General features: G+C 59.3%; 20 protein-coding genes and 1 pseudogene. 14 read left to right on the forward strand and 7 right to left on the reverse strand.

The genetic code is table 11. From position 1 onward, the window contains the following. The 4 genes from EKK30_RS06095 to EKK30_RS06110 form a co-directional block, all read left to right on the forward strand. A partial coding sequence (locus EKK30_RS06095; RefSeq protein WP_290981781.1) for an NADH-quinone oxidoreductase subunit F occupies positions 1–1,285 on the forward strand: 1,285 nt, incomplete at its 5' end. Between the two features lie 55 nt (positions 1,286–1,340). Continuing rightward, positions 1,341–4,238, forward strand: a complete 2,898-nt coding sequence (gene fdhF / locus EKK30_RS06100; RefSeq protein ID WP_290982509.1) for a formate dehydrogenase subunit alpha — start codon at positions 1,341–1,343, stop codon at positions 4,236–4,238. A gap of 32 nt (positions 4,239–4,270) precedes the next feature. Next, a complete protein-coding gene (fdhD, locus tag EKK30_RS06105; protein WP_290981784.1) occupies positions 4,271–5,089 on the forward strand; it encodes a formate dehydrogenase accessory sulfurtransferase FdhD in 819 nt (272 codons plus the stop codon). 28 nt (positions 5,090–5,117) lie between these two features. Further along, entirely contained in the window at positions 5,118–5,429 is a 312-nt protein-coding gene (locus EKK30_RS06110) for a formate dehydrogenase subunit delta (RefSeq protein ID WP_290981787.1), read from the forward strand. Between the two features lie 53 nt (positions 5,430–5,482). On the opposite strand, the gene EKK30_RS06115 is transcribed toward EKK30_RS06110, so the two are convergent. Then, the gene (locus EKK30_RS06115) at positions 5,483–7,567 is read right to left on the reverse strand and encodes an elongation factor G (RefSeq protein ID WP_290981790.1); all 2,085 of its coding nucleotides are present in this window, start codon (positions 7,565–7,567) and stop codon (positions 5,483–5,485) included. A 362-nt stretch (positions 7,568–7,929) separates the two neighbouring features. Here EKK30_RS06115 and EKK30_RS06120 point away from each other — a divergent pair, with 362 nt between their 5' ends. Next, positions 7,930–8,178 (forward strand): hypothetical protein, encoded by a 249-nt coding sequence (locus EKK30_RS06120; RefSeq protein WP_290981793.1) that lies wholly within the window; start codon positions 7,930–7,932, stop codon positions 8,176–8,178. A 59-nt stretch (positions 8,179–8,237) separates the two neighbouring features. Here EKK30_RS06120 and EKK30_RS06125 read toward each other — a convergent pair whose 3' ends face one another. Further along, complete coding sequence (locus EKK30_RS06125; protein WP_290981796.1) at positions 8,238–9,440, reverse strand: pyridoxal phosphate-dependent aminotransferase; 1,203 nt, start codon at positions 9,438–9,440, stop codon at positions 8,238–8,240. Between the two features lie 859 nt (positions 9,441–10,299). Between EKK30_RS06125 and EKK30_RS06130 the strand changes: the two genes are divergently transcribed. After that, positions 10,300–10,803 (forward strand): hypothetical protein, encoded by a 504-nt coding sequence (locus tag EKK30_RS06130; RefSeq protein ID WP_290981799.1) that lies wholly within the window; start codon positions 10,300–10,302, stop codon positions 10,801–10,803. A gap of 31 nt (positions 10,804–10,834) precedes the next feature. Here EKK30_RS06130 and EKK30_RS06135 read toward each other — a convergent pair. Both EKK30_RS06135 and EKK30_RS06140 read right to left on the reverse strand, forming a co-directional pair. Then, positions 10,835–11,550: pseudogene (locus EKK30_RS06135) on the reverse strand (SDR family NAD(P)-dependent oxidoreductase). 104 nt (positions 11,551–11,654) lie between these two features. Continuing rightward, positions 11,655–11,858, reverse strand: coding sequence for a PsiF family protein (locus EKK30_RS06140; protein ID WP_290981802.1), 204 nt, complete (start codon positions 11,856–11,858; stop codon positions 11,655–11,657). Positions 11,859–12,217: 359 nt separating this feature from the next. On the opposite strand from EKK30_RS06140, the gene uvrB reads away from it, so the two are divergent. Together uvrB and EKK30_RS06150 are read left to right on the forward strand one after the other, a co-directional pair. After that, positions 12,218–15,061 (forward strand): excinuclease ABC subunit UvrB, encoded by a 2,844-nt coding sequence (gene uvrB, locus EKK30_RS06145; protein WP_290981805.1) that lies wholly within the window; start codon positions 12,218–12,220, stop codon positions 15,059–15,061. An 88-nt stretch (positions 15,062–15,149) separates the two neighbouring features. Continuing rightward, positions 15,150–15,728: a type 1 glutamine amidotransferase domain-containing protein gene (locus tag EKK30_RS06150; protein WP_290981808.1), complete on the forward strand. Its 579-nt coding sequence runs from the start codon at positions 15,150–15,152 to the stop codon at positions 15,726–15,728. A gap of 70 nt (positions 15,729–15,798) precedes the next feature. Here EKK30_RS06150 and EKK30_RS06155 read toward each other — a convergent pair whose 3' ends face one another. After that, on the reverse strand, positions 15,799–16,101 hold the full coding sequence (locus tag EKK30_RS06155) for a hypothetical protein (protein WP_290981811.1): 303 nt from the start codon (positions 16,099–16,101) through the stop codon (positions 15,799–15,801). Between the two features lie 209 nt (positions 16,102–16,310). Here EKK30_RS06155 and EKK30_RS06160 point away from each other — a divergent pair, with 209 nt between their 5' ends. The 5 genes from EKK30_RS06160 to EKK30_RS06180 all read left to right on the forward strand — a co-directional run bounded on the left by EKK30_RS06160 (position 16,311) and on the right by EKK30_RS06180 (position 19,268). Beyond that, complete coding sequence (locus EKK30_RS06160; RefSeq protein WP_290982512.1) at positions 16,311–16,745, forward strand: acyl-CoA thioesterase; 435 nt, start codon at positions 16,311–16,313, stop codon at positions 16,743–16,745. 20 nt (positions 16,746–16,765) lie between these two features. Further along, the gene (locus EKK30_RS06165; RefSeq protein WP_290981814.1) at positions 16,766–17,473 is read left to right on the forward strand and encodes a histidine phosphatase family protein; all 708 of its coding nucleotides are present in this window, start codon (positions 16,766–16,768) and stop codon (positions 17,471–17,473) included. A gap of 123 nt (positions 17,474–17,596) precedes the next feature. Further along, entirely contained in the window at positions 17,597–18,178 is a 582-nt protein-coding gene (locus EKK30_RS06170) for a histidine phosphatase family protein (RefSeq protein WP_290981817.1), read from the forward strand. Between the two features lie 173 nt (positions 18,179–18,351). Next, entirely contained in the window at positions 18,352–18,849 is a 498-nt protein-coding gene (locus EKK30_RS06175) for a hypothetical protein (RefSeq protein WP_290981820.1), read from the forward strand. A gap of 38 nt (positions 18,850–18,887) precedes the next feature. Further along, positions 18,888–19,268, forward strand: a complete 381-nt coding sequence (locus tag EKK30_RS06180; RefSeq protein WP_290981822.1) for a hypothetical protein — start codon at positions 18,888–18,890, stop codon at positions 19,266–19,268. Positions 19,269–19,293: 25 nt separating this feature from the next. Here the strand turns inward: EKK30_RS06180 and EKK30_RS06185 are convergent, their stop codons facing one another. Together EKK30_RS06185 and ctrA are read right to left on the reverse strand one after the other, a co-directional pair. Further along, complete coding sequence (locus EKK30_RS06185) at positions 19,294–19,956, reverse strand: MBL fold metallo-hydrolase (protein WP_290981825.1); 663 nt, start codon at positions 19,954–19,956, stop codon at positions 19,294–19,296. A gap of 202 nt (positions 19,957–20,158) precedes the next feature. Then, complete coding sequence (gene ctrA / locus EKK30_RS06190) at positions 20,159–20,857, reverse strand: response regulator transcription factor CtrA (protein WP_290981828.1); 699 nt, start codon at positions 20,855–20,857, stop codon at positions 20,159–20,161. A gap of 675 nt (positions 20,858–21,532) precedes the next feature. On the opposite strand from ctrA, the gene EKK30_RS06195 reads away from it, so the two are divergent. Beyond that, complete coding sequence (locus tag EKK30_RS06195; protein WP_290981831.1) at positions 21,533–21,916, forward strand: flagellar export protein FliJ; 384 nt, start codon at positions 21,533–21,535, stop codon at positions 21,914–21,916. Positions 21,917–22,090 lie beyond the last annotated feature (174 nt).

The following is a 22,090-nucleotide window of genomic DNA, read 5'->3' on the forward strand; positions in this document are numbered from 1 at the left end:
AATCCCGTACTTCAAGAATCAGGAACGGCTGACATTCGCCCGCTGCGGTATCACCGATCCGCTTTCTATCGAAGATTATCGCGCCCATGGCGGGTTTGAGGGACTTTCGAAAGCCCTCGATATGGCCCCCATCGACATCGTGACGGAAGTTACGAACTCCGGTCTGCGCGGCCGTGGTGGCGCAGGTTTCCCGACCGGCATCAAGTGGAAAACCGTTCACGACCTGCCAGGCGCGGAGAAGTACGTCGTCTGCAACGCCGACGAGGGCGATAGCGGCACCTTTGCCGACCGCATGCTGATGGAAGGCGATCCGTTCTGTCTCATCGAAGGCATGACGATCGCCGCCGTCGCTGGCGGGGCCACCAAGGGATATATCTACGTTCGTTCGGAATACCCTCATTCGGTCCACGTCCTGCGCGAAGCCATTGAAATTGCCCGCAAGGCAAACTGGCTCGGCGACCACATCCAGGGAACAAAATACTCTTTCGAGCTTTATGTTCGCATGGGCGCCGGCGCATATATTTGCGGCGAGGAAACCTCGATGCTTGAAAGCATCGAAGGCAAGCGCGGAATTGTGCGTTACAAGCCACCGATCCCTGCTATCGAAGGTCTGTTTGGCAAGCCTAGCATCATCAACAACGTGATGAGCTTCGCCGCGGTGCCGATCATCATGGCGAAAGGCGGCGAGTTTTATAAGAACTACGGCGTTGGTCGCTCGCGTGGCACACTGGCGTTCCAACTCGCCGGCAACATTAAGCAGGGCGGCTTGGTCGAGAAGGCATTTGGCGTCACGACACGTCAGCTGATCGAGGATTGGGGCGGCGGCACAGCAACGGGACGTCCCGTACGCGCGGTTCAGGTTGGCGGCCCTCTCGGCGCCTACATACCGGAATCGAAGTTCGACGTGCCGATGGACTACGAGGAATTTGCCAAGGTTGACGCCATGGTGGGCCACGGCGGCCTTGTCGTTTTCGACGACACTGTCGATATGGCTCAACAGGCGCGTTTCGCGATGGAGTTCTGCGCGATCGAGAGTTGCGGCAAGTGCACGCCCTGCCGCATCGGATCGACCCGCGGCGTCGAGGTGATCGATCGCATCATCGATGACGTCGACCGGACCAAGAACTTGGCGCTACTGCAGGATTTGTGCGTGACAATGGCCGATGGCTCGCTTTGCGCGATGGGAGGTCTAACCCCCTTCCCCGTCATGAGCGCGCTTCGCGGCTTCCCGGAAGACTTTCACAAGCCGTCGCCGAACAAGTTTCTCGCCGACGCAGCAGAGTAGATTCAGGATCAGCTGACCTCAAAGAGGACGCTCGATGAACCATCATGTAAAGCCGATGAGCCTCATTAAAGAGACGGATTACGGCACCCCGACGCCGGAGATGCACGAAGCCGCCAAGATGGTGACGCTCGAGATCGACGGTCGTGAGATCACGGTGCCGGACGGCACGTCGATCATGAACGCAGCGATGCAGCTCGGCATCCAAATCCCTAAGCTCTGCGCCACGGATAGCCTCGACCCCTGGGGCTCGTGCCGTTTGTGTCTCTGCGAGATCGAAGGCCGTAAAGGCACGCCCGCCTCCTGCACCACGCCGGTCGCGCCTGGCATCAAGGTCACGACCCAGAACGCGCGCCTCGCCAACCTTCGCCGCGGCGTGATGGAGCTCTACATCTCCGACCATCCGCTGGACTGCCTGACCTGCGGCGCCAACGGCGATTGCGAGCTCCAGGATATGGCCGGCGCCGTCGGCCTTCGCGAAGTTCGCTACGGCTACGATGGCGAGAACCACGTCTTCGCCCGAACCAAAGACGGCGAAGCCAACGAGCTGTTCAAGGCAAAGGACAAGTCGAACCCCTACTTTCAGTTCGATCCGTCCAAGTGCATCGTATGCTCGCGTTGCGTCCGCGCCTGCGAAGAAGTTCAGGGCACATTCGCGCTGACGATCGATGGCAGGGGATTTGCCTCCCACGTATCCGCCGGCATGGACGAAGAATTCCTCTCCTCCGAATGCGTCTCGTGCGGGGCCTGCGTTCAGGCCTGCCCGACTGCGACACTGATCGAAAAGTCCGTACTCGACCACGGCCAGCCCGAGCACTCTCTGGTCACGACCTGCGCCTACTGCGGCGTGGGCTGCTCGTTCAAGGCCGAGATGCGCGGCGAAGAAGTCGTTCGCATGATGCCGTACAAGGACGGCGGCGCGAACGAAGGACATTCGTGCGTCAAAGGCCGGTTCGCATTCGGTTATGCCACGCATAAGGATCGCGTGCTGACGCCGATGATCCGCGAGAAGATCACCGATCCCTGGCAGGTCGTGTCTTGGGATGAGGCCATCAACTACGCCGCGAGCCGCCTGAAGGCGACGCAGGAAAAATATGGCAAGGATTCCATCGGTGGCATCACGTCATCGCGCACCACCAATGAAGAAGTCTATGCCGTCCAACGCATGGTCCGCGGCGCGTTCCGCACCAACAACATCGACACCTGCGCCCGTGTTTGCCACTCGCCGACCGGCTACGGTCTGAAACAGACCTTCGGTGAATCGGCAGGCACGCAGGATTTCCGCAGCATCGACAAGACCGATGTCATCATGGTCGTCGGCGCCAACCCGACCGACGGTCACCCCGTGTTCGGCTCGCGTATGAAGAAGCGAATTCGCGAGGGCGCCAAGCTGATCGTCATCGATCCGCGCCGCACCGATATTGTGCGCTCGCCCCACGTTGAGGCGGCTTATCATCTGCAGCTGCAGCCCTCGACGAACGTGGCGATCATGAATGCGATCGGCCATGTCATCGCCACCGAGAACCTCATCGACACGAAGTTCGTCAAGCGCCGCTGCGAACCAGCCGATTTCTATCGCTGGGAAGAATTCATCAAGCGCCCGGAGAACTCTCCTGAGGCGACCGAGCACATCACCGGCGTCCCGGCGCAGATGGTTCGTGAAGCAGCTCGCCTGTTTGCCACCGGCGGCAACTCGGCAATCTACTATGGCCTCGGCGTCACCGAACACAGCCAAGGCTCGACGATGGTCATGGCGATGGCCAACATCGCGATGGCGACAGGCAACGTCGGCCGCGAAGGCGTCGGCGTGAACCCACTGCGTGGCCAGAACAACGTGCAGGGCTCATGCGATATGGGTTCCTTCCCGCACGAACTGCCGGGGTACCGTCACGTCTCCAATAACGAAGTCCGTTCGATCTTCGAGAAGGAATGGGGCACGAAGCTCGATCCTGATCCGGGCTTGCGCATTCCCAACATGTTCGACGCTGCTTCCGACGGCACGTTCATGGGCATTTTCATCCAGGGCGAAGACATTGCCCAGTCGGACCCGAACACCCATCACGTCGAGCACGCACTAGAGTCCATGGACATCGTCATCGTCCAGGATCTCTTCCTGAATGAGACAGCGGCCTTTGCTCACGTCTTCCTGCCGGGCACATCATTCCTGGAAAAGGACGGCACGTTCACGAATGCCGAGCGTCGCATCAATCGCGTCCGCAAGGTCATGCGTGAGAAGCAGGGCATGGCCGAGTGGGAAGTCGTCTCGCGCATATCGACCGCGATGGGCCATCCGATGCATTACAATTCGGCGGCCGAGATCATGGACGAAATCGCCCGCGTTACACCGACGTTCCAGGGCGTATCGTTCGATCGGATAGACGAACTGGGTTCGATCCAATGGCCTTGCAATGACGAGCATCCGACGGGAACTCCCGTCATGCATACCGATGAGTTCACGCGCGGCAAGGGTCGCTTCATGCTGACGGGGTTTGTCCCGACTGCGGAGCGGACCAACCGCAACTTCCCGCTCATTCTGACGACGGGACGAATCCTGTCGCAGTACAACGTCGGGGCTCAGACGCGGCGCACCGAAAACGTCGCGTGGCATCCCGAGGACATCCTCGAGCTCCATCCGCACGACGCGGAAGTTCGCGGTATCAAGACCGGAATGAAGGTCTCGCTCGCGAGCCGCGTCGGCGCCACCACGCTGACGGCAAAGGTTTCCGACCGCATGCCGCAGGGCGTTGTCTACACGACCTTCCACCATCCGGTGACCGGCGCGAACGTCATCACCACCGAAAACTCCGATTGGGCGACCAACTGTCCGGAGTACAAGGTGACGGCCGTGCAGGTGAACGTCTCCAACCATCCTTCCGAATGGCAGGAGGAGTGGCAGGAGCGCGAATTCGAGAATAAGCGGATCGCCAAGGAAAAGAAGCTGGAGCCGGCGGAGTAATCCTGTCGTCGGCACCCGGAGTTTCGACTGCAATGAATATCGTGCCCAAAGCGGTAACTCAGTCTCAGGGCGGCGCGGACTTCTGTTCGCGTGCCGCCACCGGAGATCTGATGACTGCTTCTGGGCCGCAGTCGATCACCTGGCAATTGCCTGAGGAAACGCCCGTCGCATTGCAACTCAACTCGGTGCCTTACACCGTGATGATGTCGACGCCTGCGGACTTGCGTGACTTCGCAGTGGGTTTTCTCGTCGGCGAAGGCATCGTACCCGATCCGCGCAAGATCCAGGGTATCCTCGTGATGCCCGTGGAAGGCGGTATGGCGGTAGACGTCGCCGTGCCTGACGAGGCCATCGACGCATCCCGCCTGTCGCGCCGGACAATCGAGGCGCGGACTGGCTGCGGACTGTGCGGCGTCGAAGACATCCAATCGGCGGTGCGTCCGCTAAGCCCTTTGTCGCGGACATGGTCGCCGTCAGCTGAAGCGATCCGTCGTGCTGCCAAAAGCTTGGGCGACCACCAACCGATGAACCAGTTCAACCGCTCGGTTCACGGAGCGGCATGGGTAACAAAGGACGGCGACATCATGCTCGTCCGCGAGGACGTCGGCCGCCATAACGCTCTCGATAAGCTGATCGGTGCGCTCTACAGCCGGTCGATTGACCGCGACAATGGGTTCGTCCTGATGACGAGCCGCTGCAGCTTCGAACTCGTGCAGAAGACGGTGACGGCAGGCATAGGTGCGCTGGTCACCGTGTCGGCCCCGACTGCGCTCGCTCTCGAACTTGCAACGAACGCCCGCCTCTTCCTCGCGGCCCTCGGTCCCGGTGGCCCCGTCGTCTTCAATCCCTGAACAATAAAGCTCCAGAAATCGGTCAATTATGAAAAGCTCCGACCTCGTCCGCATGGCCAATCAGATCGCTGCATATTTTGGCACATATCCGAAGCAGGAAGCTTTGGATGGCATTGCCATGCACATCCACAATTTCTGGGAACCGCGGATGCGCGATGATCTGAAAAAATATCTCGACGAGGGCGGAGACGGCTTTTCGCCGCTCTTCCTTGAGGCGATGGCGTCCTACTTCAAGGGACCGAAGTCGCCGTTGAAGCAGGCTGCGGTCCAAAATCAGCACAAGGTCGCGCCGAAGGGTGCCGCCCCGAGCGTCGCGAGCGGTGGCGGCGACGCCGGCTGACCGGTCTCGAACGAGCGTCATCCCCGGTGGCCGAGGATGACGTCACCGTGTCACTACTCCGCTGCCGCGCGGCTCGCTGCCAGGACCTGATCCCGCAGCCGACCGCTGACTTCGGAGAGATGGTCGAACCCAAAAGTGAACGAGCCGACGCCCGCCGTCGCGGAGCGAAGGTCAATAATCAGGCTGTCCATCTCGGCTTCGGGGATGTGGGCCTCGATCACATCCCACCCCGGCCAGCCGGGCCGCGCGTCGAAACCTAAAATTTGTCCGCGCCGCTGGGAGATGATGCTGTTGATGCGCGCGTTCGCTTCCGACGGCACCGCAATCGAAACCGCCATGATCGGTTCGAGCAGCACGGGATTGCATTTCGGCATCCCCTCCGTCATCGCCAATCGCCCTGCCTGACGGAAAGCCATGTCGGAGGAATCGACGGAATGATAGGAGCCATCCGTCAATGTCACCGCAACATCGACCACCGGAAAACCCAACGGCCCTTCCGCGAGATAATCCCGGACACCAATCTCGACTGAAGGGATGAAGTTCTTCGGGATAACGCCGCCGGTGATCGTCTCATCGAATATCACGCCGCCTGAGCGCGGCAGAGGCTTGATGTCGAGCTTCACATCACCGAACTGCCCATGACCGCCCGACTGCTTCTTATGCCGGGCGCGGATTTCCGTCGCCGATCGGATCGTCTCCTTGTATCCCACGCGGCGTTTTTCTCGCGTGACGTCGATGCCGTACTTTCGCATCAGCCGTTCGAGCGCCACACGCAGGTGCATCTCGCCCTGACCGTGAAGCAGGATCTGATGCATCTCCGCATTGTGCTCGAGCGTCAGCGAAGGATCTTCGTCGATGAGCTTGGCAACTGCCGAGGATAGTTTCACCTCGTCTTTTCGATCTTTGAGACCAAGGCCGATGGCGAGAGCCGGCTGCGGCGCCTTCGGAGCCGCGACCTGAGTTGCAGCCGCCTTTCCGACCGCGATGGTTTCGCCCGAATGAATGGAATCGAGCCGGCCCAGCGCGACTGTTTCTCCGGCCTTTGCCGTGCTTCTCTTGGTGGTTTCCTCGCCGCGCACGGCAAAGACGCCCGCCACTCGCTCTTCTTCGCCCTGCGCACCGGTCACTGTCGCGCCATCGGCGATTTCTCCGGCGAACACACGCGCCAACGACAACTTACCGCCCGCCTTCGTATGCACGCTCTTGAACACGTAAGCCGCAGACTTCTCCCCATTGAGCTTCAGTCGCTTCGCCGTGTCCTCGACGGACGGGCACTCGTGGCGCAGCGCTTTCAAGAGACGCAGGATGCCATGCCCGTGCTCGGCAGAGCCGATCAATACCGGGCAGATCACGCCATCTCTCAGTTCTTTGGTGAGGTCATCAAACACGCGATCGTTCGGCGGCGGTATGTCGACGAGCAGCTGCTCCATCAGCTCGTCATCGTAATCGGCGAGCTTTTCCAGCATTTCGAAACGCGCTTCCTTCTCGCGCGCGGCGATCGCGGAGGGAAGTTCGATGATCTTGCTCGACGCATGCTCCCGATAGACGTACGCGCGCTCGGACGCGAGATCGACGAAGCCCGTTGCAATGCCGTTTTCCCAAATCGGAATTTGCCGCAATACGAGCGGCCTTGCGCTCGCGGGCTGCAGGCTGGGAATAACCTCGTGAACCGGGATCGACGACGCATCGATCTTGTTCAGGAATAGGAGGTGCGGAACGTTGGCATCTTCCAGCTGCTTGAGGATGACCTGCAGCGCAGCCACACGCTTGGGATCGGCTTCGCAGACGACAACCGCCATATCGCAGGCTGGCAGCGCAAGCGCTCCCTCGTGTGCAAATTCGATCGAGCCCGGACAATCTATGAAGGTGAATTGATCCCCGAGAAACGACACGTCGGCGACGTTAAGATTGACGCTCATGACGTGATCGCGTGCCTCCGGGGCGCTGTCGCCGACGGTGGTTTTTGCTGCAATAGACCCAGCCCGCTGAATGGCGCCGGCGCGTGCGAGGATGGCTTCCAGGAGAGTTGTCTTACCGCTTGCGAAGGGCCCGATGAGCGCGACGCATCGTGCGCCCCGGACCCCACCTCTGCCGCTTTGAGTGCCATTTCCGCCTTTAGGGCCATCTGAACTTGTCATGATTGCCTCCGTTTGCGAGGCGCGCAGCCTTGATCGGCCGCACCCCGCACCTCGGAAGAGAGCGGCACATGGATGCTCGCTCCAAAGAGCAGGCGGCACAATGAGCTTGGCCGCACACACTTTCGTGAATTTGATCTATTGCAACGCGATATTTCGACGTTCCGCGGAAGATTTATTTTGCGCCGCCGAAACTAGTTTGCGGCTTGAGTTTGTCGAACGAGGTTCGCAAGCGAAAAATAACTTGAATAACTTTATATTCGTCGCATTGTGAACTCTTCCGATGTTTCGCGCGTTCCAAGGGCACTGGCGAGGAATTCGGAATGGGCCAGAGGGAAAATGGCTCAGAAATGCGAGGCAAGGTTATGAGTATCGAAACATTGATGTCCGCAGCCAACGCTGCCGGATACGTCATGGCCGCCGAAGAGCAGCTGCCCGAAGCATTCGGCGCAAAGCCGACTGTTTTCGAATTCAAGTCGCAGCCCGCGACCGCCATTGCGATCTGGCGTCCCGTAGTGCCTGCGGTCGATGGCAAGCCGCTGACCGGCCTCGTCGCCCACGCATGGGATTGGTTTGCCGGCCGGTTCGTTCATCACGGCGCAACGCCAGCCTAGCGGGGCCTATACCGTCGATGAGTTCGAAGCGCGCGAAGCGATCGCGCGCTTTTTTGTTTTCAAGAGAGGTTCCCGCAAAAGCGCTGTATGCGGGTGCAGGCGTCCTTCAATGACTCCGTCGATGCAGCATACGAAACCCGGAACGAAGGCGATCCTTCGAATGCTGCGCCGTGGACTACCGCGACGCCTTCTTCTTCCAAGAGCGCCGTAACGAAGTCCTCGTCCGATTTGATTACCGTCCCGCCCTTGCTCGTTTTGCCAATGGCGGCCTTGATGCTCGGGTAGACGTAGAACGCGCCTTGCGGCTTCGGACACTGGATGCCTTTGGCTTGATTGAGCATGCTGACGACGAGGTCACGCCGCTCAACGAAGATCTTGTTGTGGGCTGCGATGAAATCCTGCGGCCCGTTCAAGGCTTCGACACCCGCCCACTGCACGATCGATGAAGGGTTAGACGTCGATTGCGACTGCAGCTTGCGCATCGCATTTATTAGGACCTCCGGCCCCGCGGCATAGCCGAGACGCCAACCCGTCATGCAATAGGCTTTCGACAAGCCATTCATCGTCAACGTGCGCTCGTAGAGCTTCGGCTCGACTTGCGCGGGCGTAGCAAACTCAAGGCCGTCGTAGAGCAGATGCTCGTACATATCGTCGGTCAGCACCCACACGTGCGGATGCCGAACGAGAACATCGGTGATGACCTTAAGGTCGGCGGCGGAATACGCTGTACCGGTTGGGTTGGACGGCGAGTTGAAGATAAACCACTTCGTCTTCGCGGTGATCGCCTTGTCGAGCGCTTCCGCCGTCAGCTTGTAACCGTTCTCGATCGTGGTTTCGGCAAACACTGGTTTGCCGCCGCCGAGCAGCACGATGTCCGCATAGGACACCCAGCACGGAGCGGGAATGACGACCTCGTCGCCAGGGTTCAGCGTCGCCAGCAACGCATTATAGAGAACCTGCTTGCCGCCTGTGCCGACGGACACTTGGCTCGGTTTGTAATCAAGTCCGTTGTCGCGCTTGAACTTCGCGACGATCGCCGCCTTGAGCTCAGGGATGCCGTCGACATCGGTATATTTCGTCTTACCCTCGTCGAGCGCCCGCTTCGCGGCATCCTTGATGTTCTGCGGCGTATCGAAATCCGGCTCGCCTGCCGAAAGCGAGACGATGTCGCGACCCTGCGCCTTCAGTTGGCGCGCTTTGGTCGAGACGGCGATCGTAGCAGAGGGTTGGATGCGGTTCAGACTGTCGGCGATGAAGCCCATGATCTATGTGGCCTGTAATCGAGGTGAGACGATCTTTCTCGCATGGGCGAGATAAGCGGCGCGGACCCTAATTCCAATGCCAGCACGCCGCAAGACGGCGTTTTGCAGGCCTCTCATGGCGTCGTAGCGCGGCTGACTTGATGCGCCTGCGCAACAAATACGAGAGGGAATGCATCCGAAGCGATTTTGATCTCTGCGCGCCACATTCCGAACCAACGTCTGCCAAGAAGCGAGGGTCAACTTTGCCTTAACGGGATGTCACTACCAATTTCAATGCCACGCGGGAGGGATTGAGACGATGCGAGTAAGCGCCAAGCCGGATGCTTCGAAGCACCATAAGCTCGGGGCGAAGCGATCGAGACATGGGGGCCTTGTGTTTCGGCCACTCGTCGACGCGGCAATGGCGGGCGTGATCTTCACTCTCGTGAGCTCGGCGATCATCTGCACGCATGCCAAGGCAGGCATCATGCCGGCAGCGTTCACTGGAGTTGCGCAGGCAGCCCCGCAGCCAGCTGTAGCAAAAGCGGTAGCGGAACCGGCTCCCCTGCCTCTCGTTCAGATTGCGACAGCCACGTCGCCCGCCGACGCGGTGTTCCGCCATACAAGTTCTACGGCCGCCTGGCTGCTACTTGGAGTTGCATTTTCAATGATGACCGCCTTAAACTTGGCGGTTGTCCGGCACTTGAAGCGGGCATATGCGACCCCGAGCAAAAAGATCTCCACTCCAAGATGGGGGTGATCTCCTCACCAAGGGATCCGGCGCTATTGAAATGCCGTAATCTAATTTGTAGGTCTGGTGACAGTAAATCGACATTCTCGCTGATTTGCTGCCCCTGATAGGAATGCTGGAGACCGAAGCATGACGAAGCAGGAAGTAACGCGCTCGCCTCTGCTGGGCCTGATCGTCGGAACAGCGCTTCTTGGGGCCGCTGGAGCGTTGCTATTTACAAGTAGCGAGACAGTGCTTCGGTCGAGCTTCGAGGTGGCGTTGGATCATCACGCCATCCAAGCTGGCACCCCGGCCAAAGAATTGGCTGATGCGAAGGCGCCTGTTTCCGGCTCCGAGGATTTCTGGCTCTCCGCCATGCGTGACGGCTCGGCGCCGATCACCAAGACCGTATCTGTCGGTGATCAGATCTCGATGAATCTTGGCGGCGTTCGCCGAACCCTTGAGGTTTCGACGGTTTCCGATTTTGCCCCCCAAATCACCCAGACGGACACGTCATCCGGGCCCAGCCACTTCGTGCTCGTGACCGCACGAGACTTGAAAGACGCATCCTTGCGGCCGGTCCGTTTCGTTATGGAAATTCAGCAGGGCGGCGTACCGGTAATTGCGGGCGGACGCGCGGGCCGTACTCTATAGCTTTTGGCCGGTTCGAGCCGCCCGGCGCGGCTCACCACGCCAGCGGCTTTTTATCTTCGAAGAAACCGCCATTCGGAGAATCTGAGCCCGCTGTCGCGAGCCAAACCGGAGTTTCGGCTCCTTGGTCCGGCGAACGTACCGCCTCCGATCCGCCCATCCTCGTCTTCACCCAGCCCGGCGAGCATGCATTGACCTTGACGTCAGCCCCGGATGCCGCCGCCTCCGCCGCAACGACTCGCGTCAGCGCGTTGAGCGCCGCTTTCGACACGCGACACGCGGGGAAGCCCTTGCCTATTCCGCTCATCTGACCGGCGCGCGAGGAAACGTTGACGACGCGGCCGAAGCCTCGCGCGATCATCCCTGGCACGAGCGCACGCATGAGCACCGCCGGACCGGTGACATTGGTTTCCCAGGTCAGCCGAAAGACATCATCGGTCATATCGAAGAAGCTGGCGTCGAAGCCGCCCGGACCGTCGAGCAGAACGGCGGCGTTATTGACGAGGATATCGATCTCACCGCTGCTTGCTTGAATATGCGCTAGTCGTTGGAAATGCTTGCGCCGTCCGCCACATCAAGCACCACAGGCTTTACAGAGAGTCCAGCGAGCTTGAACGCAGCAGCGGCCTCTCTCGCACGCTCCTCTGAGCGCACACCGGCGAGCACGCACAATCCCACGCGGGCGAGTTCGCCAGCAATCGCAAACCCGATTCCTCGATTGCCGCCTGTGACCAGTGCTACTTTGGCCATGTTAGCGCTCCACGCTTCCCAACCAGAGCGTACCCTACAATCAGCACGCAAAGAAAAACCCCGCCGCAAGCGACGGGGTTCTCGTAGTAGCCGTGAGGCCGATCTTATTTCTTCTCGGACTTCTTCATGTCGGCTTTGCACTTCGCGCGGAAGGACTTGCGCTCCTTGCCGTGCAAGCCCTTGGCATCAGCCTGCTTCGAGCATTCGATCGATTCCGGCGTGCGCGCCTTCTCAGCGGCGATCGCCGAACCGGCGCCAATGACGAAGGTGGCAGCGACAGCTGCAGCGATCAGTCGGGTCGTATTCATAGTGGTCTCCGTGTTCCATGACAGGGTCCTTCTCAATACTCTCGCCGAGCTAGACACTCGATGAACGGTACCGGACCCTCGGCCTGCCTGTGACGCAGCTGAAACGCGTCCCATAAGCCCGGGTTTCGCTATCATGCGTCCGCAGTCCACCGAACATACTTCTGTGTAAGGAGCGTTTCGGTACTCACCGCGGACGATGACAGCTCTGCATATGACAATGTGATCAGACCGGCGAGTTGCCCCGACAGCTCTTTAAAATCGGCTCAAAATGCCCAGATATGAGTTCCGTGGCACGAGACGTCTTGATGCTGTCGACGTGCGGCCTTCCCCAAACCTGATCCTCGCGCCATATTCCGTTCATGGCATCACCACCACGAAAACCGGGGGCCGGAAAAGCGCCCCGCCCGTCCCGCGGCAAATCGGGAAAGCCCGTCGCGCCGCCGATGGAAACCGAGGCGGGTACGCCTGGATTCGGCGAGTCGAGTTCATACTTTGCGCCAGCTGACTTCTCCGGCAAGACCTCAGCGAACGGGCTGCCGAGCCTGCCGGCGTTGCGGCAATCAGGCCCGCGGCCACCGATGGGCGGCGAAACCCTGACCGACAGCCTCACCGCGCTACTGACGCGACCTGAGGAACGGTCTGACCGCGCCAAGTCGCTGCTCGCCCGGCAGCCACTCATGGCGACGCACCCGATTGTCTCCGGCAGCATGCCGATGTTCATGCCGCATCGGCCGGAGCGTCCGGAGAAGAGCGAAGGCGGCGTGAGGTTCAAGATCGCCTCAGACTTCCAACCCCGAGGCGATCAACCTCAGGCGATCGCTGAACTCGTCGAGGGCGTCAAAAGGAATGAGCACAACCAGGTGCTCCTCGGCGTGACTGGCTCGGGCAAGACGTTCACGATGGCGCATGTGATCGAGGCAACGCAACGCCCAGCGCTCATCCTTGCACCAAACAAGACGCTCGCCGCCCAGCTCTATGGCGAGTTCAAGAGCTTCTTCCCCGACAACGCGGTGGAATACTTCGTCTCCTACTACGACTACTACCAGCCCGAAGCATACGTGCCGCGAACGGACACTTACATCGAGAAGGAATCCTCGATCAACGAGCAGATCGATCGCATGCGCCACTCGGCGACGCGCGCGCTGCTCGAGCGGGACGATGTCATCATCATCGCTTCGGTGTCTTGCATCTACGGTATCGGCTCTGTTGAGACGTACACGGCGATGACCTTCACCGTGCGTGTCGGTGAGCAGCTTTCGCGCGATCAGTTGCTGGCTGACCTTGTCGCCCTTCACTATCGCCGCAACGATCAGAATTTTGTCCGTGGCTCGTTCCGCGTGCGCGGCGATACCGTCGAAGTCTTCCCGGCGCACTTTGAAGATCGCGCCTGGCGCTTCTCGATGTTCGGCGATGAGATCGAAAGCATCGTCGAATTCGACCCGCTGACGGGCACCAAGACGGACGAACTTGCCCTGGTGAAACTGTACGCGAATTCGCATTACGTCACGCCAAAGCCGACTCTGCAGCAGGCTATCAAGTCGATCAAGCTCGAGCTGAAGCAACGGCTCGATGAGCTTTATAGCGCCGGCAAGCTTCTCGAAGCACAACGCCTCGAGCAGCGCACGACCTTCGACATGGAGATGATGGAGGCGACAGGATCGTGCGCCGGCATCGAAAACTATTCACGCTATCTCACCGGCCGCAACCCCGGCGATCCCCCGCCAACTTTGTTCGAATACCTGCCCGACAATGCCCTTGTTTTCGCCGACGAAAGTCACGTGACCGTTCCACAGATCGGAGGCATGTTCCGCGGCGACTTCCGGCGCAAGGCGACGCTCGCCGAATACGGATTTCGCCTGCCGTCGTGCATGGACAATCGTCCGCTGCGCTTCGAGGAATGGGACGCGATGCGTCCTCAATCGGTCTTCGTCTCGGCGACACCCGCGAGCTGGGAACTGGAGCAGACTGGCGGCGCCTTCGCCGAGCAGGTCATTCGTCCGACCGGGCTGATCGATCCTGTTGTCGAAGTTCGCTCGGCCAAATCGCAGGTCGACGATCTCCTGGACGAAGTTCGCCAGGTTTCCAAGAAAGGCTACCGCACGCTCGTCACCGTGTTGACGAAACGCATGGCCGAAGACCTGACGGAATATATGCATGAGAACGGCGTGCGGGTTCGTTACATGCACTCCGACATCGAAACGCTCGAACGCATCGAAATCATCCGCGATCTTCGCCTCGGCGCCTTCGACGTACTGATCGGCATCAACTTGCTTCGGGAAGGTCTCGACATCCCAGAGTGCGCGCTCGTTGCGATCCTTGACGCCGACAAGGAAGGCTTCCTTCGTTCCGAAACATCGCTTGTCCAGACGATCGGCCGAGCGGCTCGAAACGTCGACGGCAAGGTCATCCTCTATGCCGATCAGATGACCGGCTCGATGGAGCGCGCAATAGCCGAAACAAACCGCCGTCGCGAAAAGCAGGTGGCGTGGAACGAAGCCAACGGTATTACGCCTGAAAGCGTGAAAAAGAACATCTCGGACGTGCTGCAGTCAGTTTACGAACAGGATCACGTCACGGTCGACGCCGGCCTTGCCGATGGCGAAAACGTGCAGGTTCTCGGCCATAACCTGCAAGCCGTCATCGCCGATATGGAACGGCGCATGAAGGAAGCAGCTGCCGACCTGGAGTTCGAGACGGCCGCACGCCTGCGGGATGAGGTCAAGCGTTTGCGCGACACCGAGCTTGCAATCTCCGATGATCCCCTCGCGCGCCAGTCGGATATCGAAGACAAAGCAGGAAGTTTCGGCGGCGACCGAAAATACGGCCCAAAGGCGAACGTGCCGCCCGCAAAAGGCTCTCGCGTCAAGACAGAGTACGAACCAGTTCAGCCGACCTATGCGCAGTCGACGTCGCGTATCAAGAAGCCGTCGTTGGACGATATGGGACCCGGCACCGACCGTCCTCTTCCCGCGCGCGCGCCAACAGTGGATAGTCGGGCAAAAGCCGGCGCGTTCGGCGAAAGAATCTCAGGCCCACATAAGCCAACGCTCGATGAGATGGGCCCACATGCGTCCTTGCCAGTGAAATCGGGCGAGAAGCCCTCTCGCATAACTACGCCCACGCGCACCCGGGAATTCGATAATCCTGGTGAGAAAAAGGCCCGCCGCGGCCGCCCACGCAAAACGGGTCGACCCGGACAATAAGCTTGGTCGAAGCGGCATTTCGCTCGCACGGGAACCTCGCTGACCGCCATCAGTTATACCTCGGTTGTACAGCAATCGAGGAAGCCCAATGCCAAAGATCTCGAAAGCGAAAATTCTCATTCTCGCGACTGACGGCTTCGAGCAATCCGAACTCGACGTGCCGCGCGAAAAGCTGAAAGCCGTCGCGCAGCTCGTGCACGTCGCCGCTCCCAAGGAGCGCAAGCAAAAAGATTCCATCATAGGCTGGGACCAGAAGGACTGGGGCAAACCGGTCAAGGTCGATGTCGAATTGAGCGAAGCATCGACATCGCTTTACGATGCGATCGTACTTCCTGGCGGCCAGATGAATCCCGATACGCTTCGTCAAAACCCCGAGGCCCTCAAGCTCATCAAAGCCTTTCTTGCCGAGGGTAAGGTCGTCGCCGCGATCTGCCACGCGCCTTGGCTGCTAATCGAAGCTAACGCTGTTCGTGGGCGTAAGGCGACGTCTTATAGCTCTATCAAAACCGACATGCTCAACGCCGGCGCTAATTGGGTCGATGAGCCTGTGGTCGCCGACGAAGGCATCATCACAAGCCGCAACCCCGGTGATCTCGAAGCGTTTGTTGCAAAGATCATCGAAGAGGTCGAGGAAGGCAAACACGACCGTGCGGTGCTCGCCGCCTAGTCGGGCGACCTCGGCTGGAAAAAAGGATGGCCGTCTCTTCGGAGGCGGCCATTCTCTTTATTCAGCGAGATCAACCCGCGAGCGCGCGCGGCGGTTTGCGCGTCGAGGTCTCGAGGCTCTTCAAAATCATCAGGAGCGTTTGCCGCAGAGCTTCATCGACCGTCTCGACGATATGGCCGGGTTCCGTAAGGTTGGAAGGTACCCACACGAGTTGGCGATCTACCGTACGCCAGCTGCCGAAATAGTCGCGCCCTTTGAGAATTGTAACCCCGGTACCCGCAAGGCCCTCACGGACCGAAAACCCGCTCAACGTCACCTCGGGGATGTCTGCCAGTTGCTGTAGCAGTTCACGGTCAAGGGTAGCCCACTTCACGGCACGATCTCGCTCGAATCAATTGGAACGGCGTTTTTCGAGGCTAGCCCCCAGAAGGTTGCGCAAGAGTTGACGACCTACTGCTTTTGGACAGGAAGCCCTGGCGCGCCCGTCCGGCGCATGGCCCTCCAGGGCGATCCCTGATTAATGTCCGTCAGAGCGGGCGAAAACGCGCAAGCAGCGAGGAATTGCGGGGCATGACGGACGAAATGGCTGGGCAAGGGGCAAATGGCGCCGGAGACCCGCTCACGATCCCGCCCGGCGAACCCGTTATCCGGACCATAGCCATGCCGGCCGACACCAATCCCGCCGGTGATATCTTTGGCGGCTGGATCATGTCGCAAATGGATCTTGCCGCAGGCAACGCTGCAGCCCGGCTCAGCAAGGGACGATGTGTAACGGTGGCGGTGGAAGGCATGAGCTTCCACTCCCCCGTCAAGGTCGGGGACGAGGTGACCGTATGGGCAATCCTGGTTAAGCGCGGCCGGACATCGATGACATTCGAAGTTCAGGCTTGGAGTCGGCCGCGAGATGGTGAAACTCATACATGCGTGACACGGGCGCATTTCACGTTCGTGGCGCTCGACGACACCGGTCGCCCACGGCCACTGCCGAGACCACGCAACGACGAGACCTGGGTTTAACCGGGCGGGAGCAAAGAGCCATGTTGCACGTCTTCGCCTACCGGAACGTCGTCGCCGCACTTCTGGTGCTCGCAGGGTTCGCTGCGCCACTATTCGCGGCAGAGTTGAGCAGTGATGCAACGGATGCATTGCATATCGGCTTGCTCGCGCTTGGCTTCCCGAACTTTGCGCGCCACGAGAGCTGCACGTCGCCTTGCACACCTGCGCGCGCGAAGGCGCGTGAATACACCGCTGTTCCCCATTATCTCGGCGGTCCCAAGCGTATCATTCTCATGCGCCACGCCGATAAATCCGTCGACTCTGATGATGACGATCTATCCGAAGCCGGGTGGGCGCGCGCGAAACAGCTGGTCACCTATATTCCCGATACGTTCGGCAAGCCCGACATCATCGTGGCCGCCGCCCAATCGAAACATTCGGATCGCTCAGCCGAAACGGTGAAGCCGCTCGCTGAAAGCCTTGGCCTGAAGGTTCAAGACTATTTCGAGAACAAGGAATTCCCCGACCTCGTCGACGAAATCTTCAACGACCCCGATTACAAGAACAAAACCGTCGTCATCTGCTGGCACCATGGCAAGCTCCCAGCCATGGCGGCATTGCTAGGTGCCCCGCGAGGAAGCTATCCCAGTCCTTGGCCGGACAGCGCTTACAATCTGATCCTCGATCTGCAGTACGATCCGTTTTCCGGAAGTCCCCCGAAAGTAACGCGCGTCATCGAGCCGTTTTGAACAGCGCGCCATAGCCGACAGCGTTGACTATGACATCGCGCTTGACGTATCGCGGCGCTTCTTCATTCACCCAGCCGTATAAGCTCGCCTGAGCGCGCGAGCGAAGATCGTGAGGGGCGTCAGGTGCTGAACTCGCAGATAACGTCCGCCAAAAGCGGCTGGCTGAGCACGCTGTGGAACAGCTTGCTCGGCCGCTCCGATATTACGGCGACGCATCACCCGGATGGCGGCCCCGGCCGCATCCTTCTGATGCGGCATGCGGAGAAGACAGGAAAGACCGACGACATTTATCTCTCGGAAGAGGGCGCTCGGCGCGCTGAGCGTCTCGTCACCTATATTCCCCAGGTCTTCGGCCGCCCCGACTTCATCTATGCGGCTGCCCGTTCCAAACGCTCCATCAGATCAATCGAGACGGTGAAGCCGCTGGCCGCCGCATTGGGGCTCGAAGTGCAATACCATATCGAGGACAAGCAGTTTAGATCGCTGGTGACCGAGATCTTTTCGAAGGTCGAGTACCGCGGCAGGATGCTCGTCATCTGCTGGCATCACGGCAAACTGCCAGAGATCGCCGCCCTTCTCGGCGGGCAGCCAGGCTCTTTTCCTGACCCATGGCCGCAGGACTGCTTCAACCTGATCCTCGACTTCCGTTACGATCCGAAGTCCGATGCGCCACCCACTGTGTCGCAGATCGTAGAGCCATTTTAACGTGGCGATAAATCACGATGTCGCATGCTATACGTAATCATCCAGTGTCGCCGTTTCGCAACAGATTCGGGCGCGAAGCCGGTCTAAATGCATAGGGCTCGCAAATCAGCGGACATCGGACAATAATGCCGCCGCTTCGAAGCCGGGCAATCTGGGGAAGGAAGATTTTCGTGATGCGCAATCAGAAACTTGCAGCGTCGTTCTCAGGGTTGGCTGCCGCCATCGCATTGGCTGTCACGACTTCGACGACACCGGTGAAAGCCGAATCGGACAATCCGTTCGTCGCACTCGCTGGCACGTGGAGCGGTTCGGGCACCGCCCGGTTTGATGATGGCAAGAGCGAGAGCCTGCGTTGCAAGGGCTACTACACCAACAACGGCAACCCTCATAATCTCGGACTTTCGATCCGTTGCGCCAACGCGTCAGCCAAGCTCGAGTTACGTGCAAACCTGGTCGACTCGAATGGATCGGTTAGCGGTAACTGGGAAGAGCGAACGTACAATCAATCGGGCACCGTTCAGGGCAAGGCAACTCCCAGCCGAATGACGCTCGCCATCAGCGGCGGCATTACCGGCTCAATGACGGTTGCGATTGGCTCAGGCTCTCACTCGGTCACCGTAGCTTCGAGCGGGCCATCGTTTAAAGGCGTCCACATTTCCATGTCGCGATAGCGGGAATCAGCGACACTTCGTCGAGATAGGAGATTCCCATGCGCGCACGATCACTCGCTCTCGTTCCTCTTTTCGCCGCGTTGCTCGGCACCTCTGCCGCTGCCCCAACGCAGGCCGAAGGACTGAGCCTCGGACGCTTGAGAACAAACTATAAGTCCGGAGAAATCATCACTGCCTTCAGCCGGTATGGCAACGGCTCGATCCGAAGCGTCGTACGGCGCGGGCAGAATGGCTGGCAGGTCAAGCTTCCCAGCGGGAACTGGACGTATTGCCGTCGAAGCTGCGAAGAAACGCTGCGCGTTCAAACCATCGATTTTTACGAGGGCGGCAACTCGATCGATGACGGCGGCTACGGTTCACTCGCCCGTGAGTGCGGCGTATTCGGTTGCCTTGGCGGCTCTTACACGTTCTCGTTCTAAGAACCTCACAAATTCTGCAGGCAACTTAGGTGAGGAACGGATTGGTTTTCCGTTCCTGCCCGAATTGGCTCGGCGGTCCATGCCCGCAGATGAAGGCGATATCGTCGCCGAGCGGCCAGAGCTTCGTCTTGATCGATGATATGAGCGCGTCATGATCGCCGTACGGAAAATCCGTCCGGCCGATCGAGCCACGAAACAGCACATCTCCGACCAGCGCAAATCTCTGAGCGCGATCGAAGAAGACGACCGATCCCGGTGAGTGCCCCGGACAATGAAAGACTTCGAAGGTGTGGCCCGCGACCATCACCATATCGCCGTCGTCGAGCCAACGGTCCGGCGTCACGTTGCGAACACCCGAGATTCCGTAAGTGGCCCCCTGCCTCTCCAGAGCATCAAGAAGCAGCGCATCGTTCTTGTGGGGCCCCTCGATCTTGACGCCTAGACGATCGCGAAGATCGGCCGCTCCGCCAGCGTGATCGATATGGCCGTGCGTCAGCAGGATCTTCTCGACCTTTATGCCCATCTCCTTGATCCCCTGCTCGATGCGCTCGAGATCTCCGCCGGGGTCAATGACAGCGCCGACCTTGGTCGCTTCATCCCAGATCAATGTGCAATTCTGCTCGAAGGGCGTCACCTGAACGATTGCGGCCTGCAGCGGAGAAAGAGGCTTGAAGGGGGCTTCAGTCATAAGCGCAACTCCTTTTGCCGTCGTCTTAGCCCATATCGTCGGAAACAGCGAAGTGTTGCATGGCCTGTGCGTCATTCCGGGCTGACGAGCGATCGAGCTTCGGCACTTTGGGGAATACGCGTCGCGGCGAAATATGCCCAGAAACACGACAAGGGCCATCATGGCCCTTGTGCGCGTGAAACGAATTCAATGGATACGGATTTTAGGCCGCCTCGGAGCCTTCATGGCCCGGATCGCGAAGAACGTAACCACGTCCCCACACCGTCTCGATGTAATGCTTGCCGCCCGTCGCGGCCTGAAGCTTTTTGCGCAGCTTGCAAATGAAGACGTCGATGATCTTCAGCTCGGGCTCGTCCATGCCGCCATAGAGATGATTGAGGAACATCTCCTTCGTCAGCGTCGTGCCCTTGCGCAGCGAGAGCAGCTCCAGCATCTGATATTCCTTGCCGGTCAGATGCACGCGCTGATTGTTGACGTCCACTGTCTTGGTGTCGAGGTTGACGCGCAGATCGCCTGTCTCGATGACGGACTGAGCGTGGCCCTTCGAGCGCCGAACGATGGCTTGGATTCGCGCGACGAGTTCGTCCTTATGGAACGGCTTTGTCATGTAATCGTCGGCGCCGAAGCCGAGACCGCGAACCTTGTCGTCGATGCCTGCAAGACCCGAAAGAATGAGAATCGGTGTAGAGACCTTTGCGACGCGCAGCGTCTTCAAGACCTCATACCCGCTCATATCGGGAAGATTCAGATCGAGCAGAATGATATCGTAATCATAAAGCTTACCGAGATCGACGCCCTCTTCGCCAAGGTCCGTCGTGTAAACATTAAAGCCTTCCGACTGCAGCATAAGCTCGATGCTTTGCGCCGTGGCACTATCATCTTCAATGAGTAGAACCCGCATGACCGTCCCTCTGGTGCCCTATCCGATCCGTGTCCGCGCTATGGCTGCCCTTGGCTCAAAGTCAACGCACTACAATCGAGCTAAGCGATCGTTAGGAAGTTAGCGACGAGAGGTTAACAAAGCCTAATCCGCGTTAGCTATTCCATCATACTGTGCCAGAACCGAACAGAAATGGTCCTGTTAAGTAAATGATACGGCTTTCCCGGCCGCAGGTCACGCATCGTCCATCACGGGACAAACTTGCCCCGCGCGCGCCGAAGATGGCCCGCCAATCCCTACGAAATATTAGAACTTAGCCCCTCTCGACCCGCCAACAGATCCCTTGGCGAAACCCATCTACGGAGCGCCCACTCCGTTGATTGGCCTCTACAATCGCCTCGTAACCCGCATACGGCCCGAATCAAGAGCTAACAGAATTCGCGCCGTTGCCCTAGCCGGTCTGTGGCAAAAATCTGCCCCCAAACGACACGACCTCTCAGAAATAGTTACGCGTTGCTTTACCGCAACTTAAATGCAGTATGTTATTCAGAGTATTGAGGGTCCAGGGACGCTGTTGCAACGCGGCGTCTACCCGGATTTCAAGTATTTCTCCTAGTTGCCTAAGCAGCACTACCAGACCTCCATCTGGCACGCTTCTTGGGTAACAGAGTTCGAATGAGTTTGGGGTATCGAACGATGAAGTCACGTGACTTGGCGATCCGCCTGAAGCGTCGAGAAGTCGAAGAAAAGTCGAGGAAGGTTGACGATCTCGAGCGGATTATCCGCGAGTTTGATCAAATGGCCTCCGATCTCGAACGCCAGATCCAACTCGAAGAAGATCGCACGGGAATTCGCGATCGCGGTCACTTCTCCTATTCGACCTTCGCAAAAGCCGCCGCGCAGCGCCGCGACAATCTTCGTCAGTCGACCGAAGGGTTGCGTGAAAAACTCGCGGCCGCCGTCCGTGAGCGCGACGATACGGTTGAACAATTCTCGCGTGCCGCGCAGCAGTCGACCAATCTTGAAGAAAATCGTCTTGGCCGGCGCGACCGCCCCCTCGGATTTTCTGCCCTGCGCTGATCGCGCAACATCGCTCCATTTCGAAAGGCGGTGCCACGCGGCGCCGCCTTTTTTCGTGCCAAATTCTGTTGGCTCCCTGCCTCAGCGGGTTGATGCCCACTTGTCGAATGGAGTTGTGCCGGGCACGAGTCCTTTCGGTATCCGCGTCAAAGACGGATTCGTCTTGGGCCGCTA

Source organism: Hyphomicrobium sp., from assembly GCF_003987855.1.
Taxonomy (GTDB): Bacteria; Pseudomonadota; Alphaproteobacteria; order Rhizobiales; family Hyphomicrobiaceae; genus Hyphomicrobium_B.

Coding starts and splice junctions, on each gene's coding strand:
- fdhF (WP_290982509.1), top strand. CDS start 1,341: ATGAGCCTCATTAAAGAGACGGATTACGGCACCCCGACGCCGGAGATG.
- fdhD (WP_290981784.1), top strand. CDS start 4,271: ATGAATATCGTGCCCAAAGCGGTAACTCAGTCTCAGGGCGGCGCGGAC.
- EKK30_RS06110 (WP_290981787.1), top strand. CDS start 5,118: ATGAAAAGCTCCGACCTCGTCCGCATGGCCAATCAGATCGCTGCATAT.
- EKK30_RS06115 (WP_290981790.1), bottom strand. CDS start 7,567: ATGACAAGTTCAGATGGCCCTAAAGGCGGAAATGGCACTCAAAGCGGC.
- EKK30_RS06120 (WP_290981793.1), top strand. CDS start 7,930: ATGAGTATCGAAACATTGATGTCCGCAGCCAACGCTGCCGGATACGTC.
- EKK30_RS06125 (WP_290981796.1), bottom strand. CDS start 9,440: ATGGGCTTCATCGCCGACAGTCTGAACCGCATCCAACCCTCTGCTACG.
- EKK30_RS06130 (WP_290981799.1), top strand. CDS start 10,300: ATGACGAAGCAGGAAGTAACGCGCTCGCCTCTGCTGGGCCTGATCGTC.
- EKK30_RS06140 (WP_290981802.1), bottom strand. CDS start 11,858: ATGAATACGACCCGACTGATCGCTGCAGCTGTCGCTGCCACCTTCGTC.
- uvrB (WP_290981805.1), top strand. CDS start 12,218: ATGGCATCACCACCACGAAAACCGGGGGCCGGAAAAGCGCCCCGCCCG.
- EKK30_RS06150 (WP_290981808.1), top strand. CDS start 15,150: ATGCCAAAGATCTCGAAAGCGAAAATTCTCATTCTCGCGACTGACGGC.
- EKK30_RS06160 (WP_290982512.1), top strand. CDS start 16,311: ATGGCTGGGCAAGGGGCAAATGGCGCCGGAGACCCGCTCACGATCCCG.
- EKK30_RS06165 (WP_290981814.1), top strand. CDS start 16,766: ATGTTGCACGTCTTCGCCTACCGGAACGTCGTCGCCGCACTTCTGGTG.
- EKK30_RS06175 (WP_290981820.1), top strand. CDS start 18,352: ATGCGCAATCAGAAACTTGCAGCGTCGTTCTCAGGGTTGGCTGCCGCC.
- EKK30_RS06180 (WP_290981822.1), top strand. CDS start 18,888: ATGCGCGCACGATCACTCGCTCTCGTTCCTCTTTTCGCCGCGTTGCTC.
- EKK30_RS06185 (WP_290981825.1), bottom strand. CDS start 19,956: ATGACTGAAGCCCCCTTCAAGCCTCTTTCTCCGCTGCAGGCCGCAATC.
- ctrA (WP_290981828.1), bottom strand. CDS start 20,857: ATGCGGGTTCTACTCATTGAAGATGATAGTGCCACGGCGCAAAGCATC.
- EKK30_RS06195 (WP_290981831.1), top strand. CDS start 21,533: ATGAAGTCACGTGACTTGGCGATCCGCCTGAAGCGTCGAGAAGTCGAA.